The 12019-nt window shown below is 67.8% G+C and carries 11 protein-coding genes; 5 read left to right on the top strand and 6 right to left on the bottom strand.

The window, feature by feature from the left end:
* Positions 1-6: 6 nt before the first annotated feature.
* The 3 genes from MKI84_RS19920 to MKI84_RS19910 are packed head-to-tail and all read right to left on the bottom strand — an operon-like array spanning position 7 to position 2454.
* Positions 7-480 (bottom strand): tripartite tricarboxylate transporter TctB family protein, encoded by a 474-nt coding sequence (locus MKI84_RS19920; RefSeq protein ID WP_241622016.1) that lies wholly within the window; start codon positions 478-480, stop codon positions 7-9.
* Between the two features lie 10 nt (positions 481-490).
* Complete coding sequence (locus MKI84_RS19915; RefSeq protein ID WP_241622015.1) at positions 491-1492, bottom strand: tripartite tricarboxylate transporter substrate binding protein; 1002 nt, start codon at positions 1490-1492, stop codon at positions 491-493.
* Between the two features lie 11 nt (positions 1493-1503).
* Complete coding sequence (locus MKI84_RS19910) at positions 1504-2454, bottom strand: amidohydrolase family protein (RefSeq protein WP_241622014.1); 951 nt, start codon at positions 2452-2454, stop codon at positions 1504-1506.
* Between the two features lie 218 nt (positions 2455-2672).
* Here MKI84_RS19910 and MKI84_RS19905 point away from each other — a divergent pair, with 218 nt between their 5' ends.
* Positions 2673-3398 (top strand): GntR family transcriptional regulator, encoded by a 726-nt coding sequence (locus tag MKI84_RS19905; RefSeq protein ID WP_241622013.1) that lies wholly within the window; start codon positions 2673-2675, stop codon positions 3396-3398.
* Positions 3399-3709: 311 nt separating this feature from the next.
* Here MKI84_RS19905 and MKI84_RS19900 read toward each other — a convergent pair whose 3' ends face one another.
* The 3 genes from MKI84_RS19900 to MKI84_RS19890 form a co-directional block, all read right to left on the bottom strand.
* Entirely contained in the window at positions 3710-4174 is a 465-nt protein-coding gene (locus MKI84_RS19900) for a Ros/MucR family transcriptional regulator (protein WP_241622012.1), read from the bottom strand.
* A gap of 346 nt (positions 4175-4520) precedes the next feature.
* The gene (locus MKI84_RS19895) at positions 4521-5168 is read right to left on the bottom strand and encodes a TenA family protein (RefSeq protein ID WP_241622011.1); all 648 of its coding nucleotides are present in this window, start codon (positions 5166-5168) and stop codon (positions 4521-4523) included.
* Positions 5169-5246: 78 nt separating this feature from the next.
* The gene (locus MKI84_RS19890) at positions 5247-6035 is read right to left on the bottom strand and encodes an SDR family oxidoreductase (RefSeq protein WP_241622010.1); all 789 of its coding nucleotides are present in this window, start codon (positions 6033-6035) and stop codon (positions 5247-5249) included.
* Positions 6036-6254: 219 nt separating this feature from the next.
* Between MKI84_RS19890 and pucL the strand changes: the two genes are divergently transcribed.
* From pucL to uraD, 4 genes are read left to right on the top strand one after another with little or no spacing between them, the layout of a single operon-like run.
* Positions 6255-7094, top strand: coding sequence for a factor-independent urate hydroxylase (gene pucL / locus MKI84_RS19885; RefSeq protein WP_241622009.1), 840 nt, complete (start codon positions 6255-6257; stop codon positions 7092-7094).
* 34 nt (positions 7095-7128) lie between these two features.
* Positions 7129-7950 carry an FAD binding domain-containing protein gene (locus MKI84_RS19880; protein ID WP_241622008.1) on the top strand — a complete coding sequence of 274 codons (822 nt, stop codon included), beginning with the start codon at positions 7129-7131 and terminating at the stop codon, positions 7948-7950.
* Between the two features lie 5 nt (positions 7951-7955).
* A complete protein-coding gene (locus tag MKI84_RS19875; protein WP_241622072.1) occupies positions 7956-10667 on the top strand; it encodes a molybdopterin-dependent oxidoreductase in 2712 nt (903 codons plus the stop codon).
* 46 nt (positions 10668-10713) lie between these two features.
* A complete protein-coding gene (uraD, locus tag MKI84_RS19870; protein ID WP_241622071.1) occupies positions 10714-11565 on the top strand; it encodes a 2-oxo-4-hydroxy-4-carboxy-5-ureidoimidazoline decarboxylase in 852 nt (283 codons plus the stop codon).
* Positions 11566-12019 lie beyond the last annotated feature (454 nt).

Raw genomic sequence — 12019 nt, 5'->3', positions numbered from 1 at the left:
GAGGGATCACCACAAGCCGGTAAGGGGGCCCGACGGCACGGGCACGCGCAGGACGATGCGGAACAACAGGTCGAGCGAGACGATCACGAGCGCTGCGATGGTCAGCGCCTTTACCGGCCCCCGCCCGAGCCAGAGATAAAACGCGCACAGGGTGACGAACCCGATGATCTGGAAGCCGATCTCATCGCCGAGAAAGATGAAGGCGAGGATCGCCGCCACCATCATGGCGCCGCTGACGGCGCCGTGGGGATTGTCGCGCCAGGCGCCGGCATCGACGCTGAAGGCGCCTGCCGGTGCGGCCCGGAGGACGCGCACCAGCAGGAGGCCGCCGCAGACCAGAAGGCCGCCGGCGATCATGGTGGGGAACAGGCCCGGCCCGAAACTGTGACCGGGCATGGACGGGAAGCCGCGCACGTTCCAGATCACGGCGAGGCCGAGCGCGACAATGAGCAGGCCGAGCAGGCCACCGCCGATCTTCAAGGCCGTGCTCCTAGTTCTGCTTCAGCTTGGCGAGCTGGTCGAACACGCGCTGCATCTCGGACAGATCCTGCGCCATGAATTCGCGGAACTGCGCCGGGTCGCGATAGACCGGAGTAAACCCGCGCTCGCGCAGCGGCTTGCGGAACTCCTCGCTCTCCGCGACCTTCTTCACCGCGGGCGCGAGCTTGGCGACGATATCGTCCGGCAGGCCCTTGGGGCCGACCATTCCGTGCCAGAGCGCGAAGGTCCAGTCGATGCCGGTGGTTTCCTTCAACGTCGGCACGTCCGGGAAGCTGTCGAGGCGCTGCTTCGACATCACCGCCAGCGGCTTGATCTTGTTGGATTCGATGAGGGCGCGGCCTTCGGCGAGCGAGGCGGTCGCGAAGGTCGAGTTGCCGGCGGCGACGTCGAGATGGCCGGCGGTTCCACCCTGGGTCGGCACCCAGATCACCGTGGCCGGGTCGAGGCCGAGGCCGAGCATCATGCCGGCGAAGCCGATGTTCCAGTTCGAGCCCGGCGCCGCGCCGGTGGCCTTCAGCTCGCCCGGCTTGGCCTTGATGGCCGCGACCAGCTCCTGCATCGTCTTGTAGGGTGAACCCTCGATCACGGTGACGCCGCCGACCAGTTCATTGGTCTGGCCGATGGGGGTCATGTCGGCGAAGGTCAGCTCGGCCAGACCCTGGGGCTTGTAGAGGCTGATATCGCTGGCGATGACACCGAGCGTGTAGCCGTCGGGCTTGGCATTGGCGACCGCGGTCTGGCCGGGAATGCCGCCGCCGCCGGCCTTGTTGACGACGTTGATCGGCACCCCGAGTTCCTTCTCGAGCAGGCCGGTGAGGGTGCGCGCCACAATGTCGGTGCCGCCGCCCGCCGGATAGGGAACGAAGACGGTGATCGGGCGGCTGGGATAGTCGGCGGCCACGGCCGGGGCCGCGAGCGGCGCGAAAAGCGCCGCCACGACGGCGCCGAGGCGCAGGGGTCGTGACGACATGAGAGTGTCGATCAGGCGCATGGTTTCCTCCTTCAGGTCAGCCGGTAGACGGCCTTGGCGTTATCGTGGAACAGGCGAAGACGATCGGCGGGCGCCAGCCCGGCCGTGATCGCCTTGAAGTCGTCGAAGATGCCTTCCAGCGAGCGGAACAGGCCGTCGACGGGGAAATTGCTCGCGAACATGCAGCGCTCGGCGCCGAACAGCGCGATGGTCTCGCGCACCACATAGTCGTTGGACTCGCGGGTCCAGGCTTCGCCGGGAACGCCGAGGCCGGAGATCTTCACCATCACGTTCGGGCACGTCGCCACCTCCGCCATCGCCGCGCGCCAGCGCCGCAGCGTGTCGGGATCGCGGTCTCCGGGCACCCCGGCATGGTTGATCACCATGAGGATGTGCGGAAAGGCGCGGGCGAGGTCGGCGGCATCCGGCAGGTGCCAGTACGGGGTCTGCAATTCGAAATGCAGGTCGTGGTCGGCCAGACGCGCATAACCCTCGCGGTAGCGCGGACAGAGCATGGAACCGGGCAGGCCGTGGCCGGGCGTCCAGTCCTGCCAGCGGGCAACACCCCTGGGCTTGTGCCGGATGGCGCGGACCAGCTCGAACTGCGCCTGCGCCGCCAGCACCTCGGCGACATCGTCGCGGTCGAGCCAGGCCTGGGCGATCATCGCGTGGGGAAAGCCGGTGCGCGCCGCCAGGTCGTGAATCCAGCGCGTCTCGCCGATCGGGTCGTCGTGATCCCACTCGGCTTCCATATAGACATTGCCGACAATCCGGTGACGGCCAACGGCACGGGCATAATCTTCCGGCCAGAAATCGACGCAGAACGCGCGATAGTCGCCATAGCGATGTCCCGGCACGGGCGCGTCGATCAGCCAGGGATGCTTGCGCAGCGACAGATCCCAGTAATGGTGATGGGCGTCGATGATCGGGAGGTCGTCATCGGGAAAACGTTCCGGCGCCTTGCTTTCCGCAGGCGCGGACACGGTCGCACGCTCCGTCGTCATAGCCGCGCCTCCGGGCGGACGGGACGCGATCCGGCATCGAACGGGGACATGCCTGTTCTCTCCTGTGACGTTTTCCTCAGCGGCCCCCAGCCTCGTCTTCACGCGAAGCTCATAGCGCCTATTTCCTATATTGCATGTAATTATAGGACGTGGTCAATGAGAATTGCCGCAAAAGCAAAATAAGGGGATGCATTTGCATGCAATCTGACTCCGACATGGCCCCTGCCGAAACGGCGTCCGTCGTTGCGCCGGAAGGCTTTCGCAGCCTGCGCGGCCGCAGCGCGACCCATGTCGCCGAACGCCTGCGCGACATGATCCTTGGCGGCGATCTGCCAGCCGGCCGGCGGATTTCCGAGCGTATGTTGACCGAGGGACTCGGCGTGACGCGCACGCCGCTGCGGGAAGCCTTCAAGATCCTGGAGACCGAGGGGCTGCTGCACATCGTGCCCAATCGCGGGGCGCAGGTCGCCGAACTGTCGCCGGCCGACGTCGACATGGCGATGGAACTGCTGGTCGGGCTGGAAAGCGTGGCCGCCGAGCCGGCCTGCGCCCGCGCAACGGCCGCCCAGTTCGCGGCGGTCGAGGCGCTGCATGGCCAGATGGTGGCCTGTCAGCGGGACGGCGATCTGATGGGCTATTTCCGCATCAACCAGGACATCCACCAGAACATCGTCGACTGCGCCCATAATCCCGCGCTTTCGCGGGTCTATCGGGCCGAGAGCGCAAGGGTCCGGCTCTACCGCTTCGCCGGCAACCGCGTCCGGCAGCGCTGGAGCTGCGCGGTGATGGAGCACGAACAGATCCTGCAGGCGCTCAAGCAGCGGCAAGGTCCGCTGCTTCGGGAATTGCTGCGCGCTCACCACCTCAATGGCTGGCGGGTCACGCGCCTGGTGCTTGGGAACGAGATCCGGCCGGACCGCTGAGGCGAGCCCGGAAAGCCCTCCACGCCGATCTCGTCCGCGCAGTGGCGCAGAGGCGGGAGCCGGTGGGTCTTACCCGAGCGCGGCCGCTTGTCGTCCGCCGGCACGGACGCCGTTCACGGACAGCATTGAAGCCATCCGGGCCGACGGCACGCCGCGCGCCATCCTCGATCGCAACAGCCCGGCGGATGGCGCCGTTACACCAGCGCAATCGCGCTCCTGAGCGGGCTCCAGAAACGCGACGGGGGCGCTTCAAGCGCCCCCGATAGATCTTTCCGGCCGATATATGCCCGGCAAGGGCGACCCGAAACGGATCAGGCGATCTTCTTCGCCCGGCCGCGGGTCTTGGCCGGCGCGACGGCGACCGGCTTCTTGCGCTGCTGGCCGAGACCCATCTTCTTGGCGAGATTGGAGCGCGCCTCGGCATAGCTCGGCGCCACCATGGGGTAATCATTGGGAAGACCCCATTTCGCGCGGTATTCTTCCGGCGTCATGTTGTACTTCGTCCGCAGGTGACGCTTCAGCGACTTGAACTTCAAGCCGTCCTCAAGGCAGATGATATATTCCGGCGTCACCGACTTCTTGACCGGGATCGCGGGCTTGAGAACTTCTTCGACGACAACCGGCGTCGGAGCCGTCAGGCGAAGCAGAGCGCCGTGAACCTTGGCGATGAGGTCAGGAAGCTCGGTCGACGGAACGGAATTATTCCCGACAAACGCGGCGACGACATCAGCCGTGAGACCCAGATAATCGACCGTCGAACTGTCCTGTTCCGACATCTAAACTCTCCTTGCAAAGCCTGTACGCGTGTAACACCGCCACGGATAACGTCAACAAATATCTGATGGCTTAATTGGTGTCATCTTCGAAATAAGAGCGAACAAGACTCAGCATTCGCCTATGGTTTCAGGCCGTGGCATCCGCCTCGGCCGGTCCGATATTTCGAGATTATGATAAATGCCGCAAGCTGCACCATCGGTTATCGGATATGGAGTTTTCCCGCAGATCGCAGCGCGCATTGTATGCAACGAAACGTCGGCATTGCTTGAGTCGCTCATGTTTCGAGCGATCACACCCAGCACTTTGGCCTTTCCATGCCGTATGCCAAAAGACGTAGGGCTGGAACTATTCGTATAGGTGATCAAAAAAGGCCCGCTCCAGCGCCACCGCGCGCTGGAAATAGCCTGACGCCTCGGCCTGCCCGGCCGCGTCCGCGCGGGCACCGGCCCGGTCGAGTTCGCCGCGCAGCCAGATCACGAAGGCGCGGAAGCCGTCATTATTGTGCAGCGTGATCCATTCGGCATGAACGAAATCCCCCGGCAGCGCCGCCTCCGCGCGGTCCGCCCAGTCGAGATAGAGCCACTCGGCCACGGTGAGCACGGCGAGGCAGTTCAGATAGCGCCCGCTCTGCGCCGCCTCGCGCATCAGCGCCTGGAAGCCCAGCGTCGGCGCGGCGAGGGCAGGCGCCACGCGCTCGCTCGCCGGCACGTCGAGCGCATCGAAGGCGCGCTGGAAATAGGTGTTCTCGTCGCTGGTGATCATCGCCGCGAACTGCGCGAAGCGGATGCGCGAGGGATAAAGGTCGGCCGTGGCGATCGCCATGCCGAGCAGCGCCACGAAGCGGTCGATGAACTGGTAGTCCTGGGTCAGATAGCGAACCATGATCTCGGGCGGCACCGCCCCCGCGAAGATCTCGTCGACGAAGCGATGGCGGGTCGCCGCCTGCCAGTTCTCTGTCGTCTCGGCGCGCAGCCGATCGGAAAAGCCGGTCATCCTTGCCTTCCTCCCGTGGGTCCGTGCGTTGTATCGCGCCACGCGCGGCCCGCGTCGAGGGGCGGCAGTGCCGCGCCGCTACATGCGGACGGTCTGACCGCCATCAACCACCAGAACGTGACCGTTCACGAAGGACGCCTCGTCGGATGCGAGAAACACCGCCGCGCCGCCGATTTCCGGCGGCCGGCCCCAGCGGCCCGCCGGGACTCGGATATCGACAAAGGCGGAGAAGGCGGCGTCCTCGACAAGCCCTCGATTGGTCTCCGTGGCGAACATGCCGGGGGCGATGGCGTTCGAGGTAATGCCGGCCCGGGCATAATCGACCGCCATGGCGCGCATCAGCCCGGTCAGCCCGGCCTTGGCGGCGGTGTAGACCGGGTCGTCGCGGTTCGCGACATGACCGGCGATCGAGGTCACGGTAATCAGCCGGCCATGGCCGCGCCGCGCCATGCGCCCGGCCGCCTCGCGCGCCAGCATCATCGGGCCGATCAGGTCGGTGCCGATCAACGCCGCCGCCTCCGTCGCCGAAAAATCGGCAAGAGCGCGCCGGTCGCGGGCGCCGACATTGTTGACCAATATGTCCAGCGCGCCATGCCGGGCCTCGATCGCGTCGATCGCCTCGACACCGGCATCCGTGTCCGCGACGTCGAACGGCGCGATCCCGACCTGCGCGCCCGCGATCATCCCGCGTAGCGCCTGCGCCGCCGCTTCCAGCCGCCCGGCATCGCGCCCGTTGATCACGACGGTCGCCTGCGCGGCCGCCAGCGCCTTCGCCATTTCAAAACCGAGGCCGCGCCCGGCACCGGTGACGAGCGCAACCCGGCCGGCGAGGCAAAAGGGCGGGCGGGACGGGGCGGCAGCCGACATCGGCACTCTCCTTGGCGGGTGATCCCGGCGTATTCCAACCCCCTTCATGCGACAGGGCATCCGGCCGCGCCACCCGTTTGCGACATTCAGGCTTTCGGAGCCGGTGCGGGCCGCTACACTTGGCATTGGACGCGACCATATGCCGATACCGACGCCGCGCGCCTTGGCATCGGATTCGCATGAATGTGAGGTCGCCGAGGCTAAAGGGGAGAGTCCAGCATGCCGCTCATTCGCAACACATACGGCAAGGGCCGGGTGCGCATCATGCGCGTGAAGCGCGACGAGGCCCGCCACGAGGTGCGCGAACTCAGCGTGCAGGCCATGCTCTCCGGCGCCTTCGGCCCGTCCTTTACCCAGGGCGACAACCGTTCGGTGATCGCCACCGATACCGTGAAGAACATCGTCAACATCGTCGCCCGCGACAATGTGGGACTGGAGAACGAGGCCTATGCCGGCGCGCTCGCCCGATATTTTCTCGATCGCTACGCCCATGTCGAGAAGGTGGACATCACCGCCCATGAGACCAAATGGGCGCGCATCCCGATCAATGGCGCGCCCCATGACCACAGCTTCGTGCTCGACGGCAACGGCAAGCCCTTCGTGAAGCTCTCGGCGACGCGCGAAGGCAGCACCGTCATCTCCGGCATTTCCGGCTTCACCTTCCTCAAGACCACGGAATCCGGCTGGGAAGACTACTGGTTCGACGAGAACACCACGCTGAAGCCCACCGGCGACCGCATGCTGGCCACCGCGATGGACGCCTCCTGGCTGTGGTCGTCCGTACCGGCCTCCTATGAGGCCGCCAATGCCAAGGTGATCGAGACCGTGCTCAACGTCGTCGCCACCACCTACAGCCCCGGCGTGCAGAACACCATGTACCTCATGGGCGAGGCCGTGCTGGCGGCGGTGCCGGAGATCGCCGAAATCTCCATGGCCTGCCCGAACAAGCATTACCTGCCGATCGACCTCTCGCCCTTCGGCCGCGCCTTCGACAAGCAGGTGTTCACCCCCACCGACGAGCCGCACGGCCAGATCGAGTGCACGGTCGGCCGGGACTGAGCGAGCGCGCGCGAACGGCCCGGGAGCGCGGGTCATGGACCTCCATTCCATCAGCGACGTCGTGCGCCCGCGCGGGCGCGACGAGATCGGCCCGCCGCGTGCCGGGGATGCCCTCCTCGGTGGCGGCACCTGGCTGTTCTCGGAGCCGCAGCCGCATGTCCGCCGGCTGATCGACCTCGGCGCGCTGCGCTGGCCGGCACTGGAGGCGGGCGCGCACGGGCTCACCATCGCCGCCACCTGCACGGTGGCGGAGCTTTACGCCTTCGAGGCGCCGCCGGGCTGGAACGCGGCGCCGCTGATCGGCGAATGCTGCCGCGCCTTTCTCGCCTCGTTCAAGGTCTGGAACACCGCGACCGTGGGCGGCAATCTCTGCCTCTCCCTGCCCGCCGGGCCGATGATCTCACTCTGCGCGGCGCTGGAGGGGGACTGCGTGATCTGGACGGCGGAAGGCGGCGAGCGCCGCATGCCGGCCGTGGGGTTCGCACGCGGGCCACAAGATCCCGCGCTGGCGCCGGGCGAGGTTCTGCGCGCCATCGAGATTCCCGTCGAGGCGCTGACCCGGCGCTTCGCCTTCCGTCGCGCCTCGCTCACGCCGCTCGGGCGTTCCGGTGTGCTGCTGATCGGGACGCGCGCGCGCGACGATGATTTCGCCCTCACCATCACCGCCGCCACACGGCGCCCGGTACCGCTGCGCTTCGACGAAGTGCCGACGCGCGACGCCTTGCACCACGCCGTCACCTCGATCCCGCTCTCGCTCTATTATGACGACCTCCACGGCCTGCCGGACTGGCGCCGCCACATGACCGTGCTGTTCGCCGAGGAGATAAGGGCGGAACTGGCGGAGGGCGCGCCGTGAGCCTGATCACCCTCACCGTCAATGGCCGCGCACAGCAGGCCGAGCCCCGCCCCGGCCAATGCCTGCGCACCCTGCTGCGCGAACTCGGCTGGTTCGGCGTCAAGAAGGGCTGCGATGCCGGCGACTGCGGCGCCTGCACCGTGCATCTCGACGGAAAGCCGGTGCATAGCTGCCTCGTCCCGGCGTTCCGCGCCGAGGGGAGCACCATCACCACCATCGAGGGCCTAGCCGACACCGTTCCCGGCGAGGGTCTGCACCCGATGCAGCAGGCCTTTCTCGATGCGCAGGGCTTCCAGTGCGGCTTCTGCACCGCCGGCATGGTGATGACGGCAAGCACGCTCGACCCCGCGCAGAAGGCCGAGCTGCCGCGCGCGCTCAAGGGCAATCTCTGCCGGTGCACCGGCTACAGCGCCATCGCCGACGCCATTGCCGGCCGCTGCTCGCTCGATGCGGACGCCGATGGCGCGGCGAGCGGGCGCAGCCTGCCGGCTCCCGCCGGGCCGGATATCGTGACCGGACAGGCGCGCTACACCATGGACGCCGCGCCCGTGGGCGACCTCGCCGGCCTGCTGCATTTGAAGATCCTGCGCTCGCCCCACCCCCATGCCCGCATCCGGGCCATCGACAGCACCCGCGCCCTTGCCGTTCCCGGCGTGGTGGCGGTGCTGACCCATAAGGATGCTCCCGACGCGCTATTTTCCACGGCGCGCCATCATCACCACTCCGACGACGTGGACGACACGCGGGTGCTCGACGAGGTGGTGCGGTTCGTTGGCGACCGCGTGGCAGTGGTGGTGGCCCAGAGCGAGGCGGCGGCGGAGGCCGGCTGCGCGGCCATCGCGGTCGATTACCAGCTCTTGCCCGCCGTGTTCGACCCCGAAGCGGCCATGGCCCCCGGCGCGCCGGTGATCCATGACAAGCCGGCGACTTCGCGCATCGCCGATATCTCGCGCAACATCGTCGCCGAACTGCACGGCCATATTGGCGATGTCGATCAGGGCTTCGACGCGGCCGACCTGATCCTTGAGCGGAGCTACACCAGCCAGCGCGTCCAGCACGCGCATCTGGAAACCCACGGCGCCATCGGCTGGCGCGACACGGACGGCCGGCTGGTCATCCGCTCCTCGACCCAGACCCCGTTCCTGACCCGCGACGCGCTGTGCCGGCTCTACGGCCTGCCGCGCGATCGGGTGCGGGTGTTCGCCGAGCGTGTCGGCGGCGGCTTCGGCGGCAAACAGGAGATGATCACCGAGGACATCGTGGCGCTGGCGGTGATGAAGACCGGGCGCCCGGTGAAGCTGGAATTCACCCGCACCGAGCAGTTCGCCGCCTCGACCTCCCGCCACCCGATGACGGTGCGGGTGAAGCTCGGCGCCAAGGCAGACGGCACGCTCACCGCCATCGAGATGGAGATCCTTTCCAATACCGGCGCCTATGGCAATCATGGCGGCGGGGTGCTGTTCCACGGCGCCAATGAGTGTATCGCGCTCTATCGCTGCGCCAACAAGAAGGTGGATGGCCATGCCGTCTATACCAACACGCTGCCGTCCGGCGCCTTTCGCGGCTATGGCCTGAGCCAGACCAATTTCGCCGTGGAATCCGCCATGGACGAGCTCGCGCGGGCGCTGGACATCGATCCGTTCGCGCTGCGCCGGCGCAATGTGGTGGTGCCGGACGACCCGCTCATCTCCTACGACCCGCACCCGCACGATGTCGAATATGGCAGCTATGGCCTCGACCAGTGCCTCGACCTGGTGGAGAACGCGTTCGCCGACGCCGTCCCGGGCGATCCCGGTCCCGACTGGATGGTCGGGCGAGGCATGGCGGCGGCGATGATCGACACCATCCCCCCGCGCGGGCACACGGCGGAAAGCCGGCTGCGTCTGCTGGCGGACGGTACGTATCAGCTCAGCGTCGGCACGGCGGAATTCGGCAACGGCACCAGCACGGTGCACCGGCAGGTCGCCGCCACCGCGCTCGGCACGCGCGCCGCGAACATCGCCCTCAGCCAGTCCGACACCGAGCATGTCAGGCACGATACCGGCGCCTATGGCTCGACCGGTACCGTCGTCGCCGGGCAGGCGACGCAGCGCGCGGCACAGGCGCTGGCGGAGATGATCCGCGCCGCCGCCGCGTCCCGGCTCGGCGTCGCGCCGGAGGCCTGCCGTCTCGACGGCGATGCGGTGGTGGCGGGCGAGCAGCGTCTTGCGCTGTCTGCACTGGCGCCCGAAGGGCTGGAGGCGGTGGGCCACGCCAGCGGCTCGCCGCGCTCCATCGCCTTCAACGTGCAGGGCTTCGAGGTGGCGGTGCATCGCCGCTCGGGCGAGATCCGCATCCTGCGCTCCGTCCATGCCGCCGATGCCGGCACGGTGATCAACCCGATGCAGTGCCGCGGGCAGGTGCAGGGCGGCGTCGCCCAGGCCATCGGCGCCGCGCTCTATGAGCGGATGATCGTCGACGACACCGGCGCCATCGCCAATCCCAGCTTTCGCGGCTATCACATCCCCTCTTTCGCCGACCTGCCGCAGACGCAGGTCCTGTTCGCGGACACCTATGACCGCGTCGGACCGCTCGGCGCCAAGTCGATGAGCGAAAGCCCGTATAATCCCGTCGCCGCCGCGCTGGCCAATGCGATATGCGAGGCGACCGGGGTGCGCCTCACGCAAACCCCCTTCACCGCCGACCGCCTTTATCGCCTGCTGCCCGACCAGAAATAGGAAGACCGACGTGTCCGAACGCATTGCCCTCGACGATCTGAACGCGATGGACGCCGCCGGTTTCTGTGCCGCGCTGGACGGGATTTTCGAGCACACACCCTGGGTCGCGGAAGGCGCCCATGCCGCCGGGCCGTTCGCCAGCGTGAGCGCGCTGCACGCGGCACTGATGGCGGTGGTGCGGTCGCGCCCGCGCGCGGCGCGCATCGCCTTTGTCAGCGCCCATCCGGACCTTGGCGGCAAGGCGGCGCGGGCCGGCGACATTGCCCCGGCCTCGGTGGCCGAGCAGGCCGGGCTCGGACTCGACCGACTGTCTGACGCCGAGTTCTCGCGATTCGAGGCGCTGAACGCGGCCTATCGCGCGCGGTTCGGCTTTCCCTTCGTCGTCTGCGTGCGCCGGCTGACCCGGGACGCGGTGCTGGACGCCTTCGAGCGCCGGCTCGGCAATGATCCTGAGGCGGAGCTTGCGGCCGCAATCGAGGAGATCGGCTTCATCACCCGGCTGCGGCTCGTCGAGCGCGTGGAAGGGTCCGGCATGCCGAACGTCGCCGGGCGACTGTCGACCCATGTCCTCGACACCCATAAGGGCGGCCCGGCCGAGGGCGTGCGCATCGAACTTTACGAGGTCGGGCGTTCGGCGCGCGCGCTGCTCAGGGAGACGGTGACCAATGCCGACGGGCGCACCGATGCGCCGCTGATTTCAGGCGTGCCGCTGCGGGCCGGGCGCTATGAGCTGGTGTTTCATATAGGCGCGCATTTTGCCGCGCGCGGCCTCGTGCTGCCGGAGCCGGCCTTTCTCGACACGGTGCCGATCCGTTTCGGGGTGAGCGACCCCGAGGGGCATTATCATGTGCCGCTGGTGGTGACGCCGTGGAGCTATTCGACCTATCGCGGCAGTTGAGCCCGGGAGACGGCGGCCCGCGGGAAGCTCTCGCGAGCTTCCCGGGATTGGCGGCCCGCCCCCGGGGGGCGACGGAAGGGCGACGGACCGGCCAATGGCAGGCCACCCGGAAGCCTCGGGCGGCACAGGATCCTCGCGCCCCCTGCCTAGGCGACCGCGCGGGCGCGCACCATTTCCCATTTGGGAGCGATGTGCGCGCCGGCCGCAAACGACAACGGGAAGCCCCCCTTTCGGAGGACTTCCCGCGATCGGTTGGACTGCAGCCCCAAGGGGGCGACGGAACGGGCCACAGCCTGGCCGATGACACGGGAGCGCACCCGTTCGGATGCGCTCCCGATAATATGAAGCGCCGTCGCCCGTGAGCGGAGCGGAGCGGGTGGCTCAGCCCTTGCTGTCGTCGTTGAGGGAGATGGCGACGAAGCGGGTGCCCTTGTCGGACTTGACGCGCATCAGC

This window comes from Ancylobacter gelatini (assembly GCF_022601675.1).
In the GTDB taxonomy this organism is placed as follows: domain Bacteria; phylum Pseudomonadota; class Alphaproteobacteria; order Rhizobiales; family Xanthobacteraceae; genus Ancylobacter; species Ancylobacter gelatini.
The sequence above is the reverse complement of the archived record's forward strand: the minus strand, read 5'-3'. Positions and strand labels throughout refer to the sequence as shown.

Bases quoted from the DNA above. Each gene is read 5' to 3' on its own strand.
- uraD (WP_241622071.1), top strand. From the start codon at position 10,714: ATGGACGCCGCCGGTTTCTGTGCCGCGCTGGACGGGATTTTCGAGCAC.
- MKI84_RS19915 (WP_241622015.1), bottom strand. From the start codon at position 1,492: ATGCGCCTGATCGACACTCTCATGTCGTCACGACCCCTGCGCCTCGGC.
- MKI84_RS19880 (WP_241622008.1), top strand. From the start codon at position 7,129: ATGGACCTCCATTCCATCAGCGACGTCGTGCGCCCGCGCGGGCGCGAC.
- MKI84_RS19895 (WP_241622011.1), bottom strand. From the start codon at position 5,168: ATGACCGGCTTTTCCGATCGGCTGCGCGCCGAGACGACAGAGAACTGG.
- MKI84_RS19900 (WP_241622012.1), bottom strand. From the start codon at position 4,174: ATGTCGGAACAGGACAGTTCGACGGTCGATTATCTGGGTCTCACGGCT.
- pucL (WP_241622009.1), top strand. From the start codon at position 6,255: ATGCCGCTCATTCGCAACACATACGGCAAGGGCCGGGTGCGCATCATG.
- MKI84_RS19890 (WP_241622010.1), bottom strand. From the start codon at position 6,035: ATGTCGGCTGCCGCCCCGTCCCGCCCGCCCTTTTGCCTCGCCGGCCGG.
- MKI84_RS19905 (WP_241622013.1), top strand. From the start codon at position 2,673: ATGCAATCTGACTCCGACATGGCCCCTGCCGAAACGGCGTCCGTCGTT.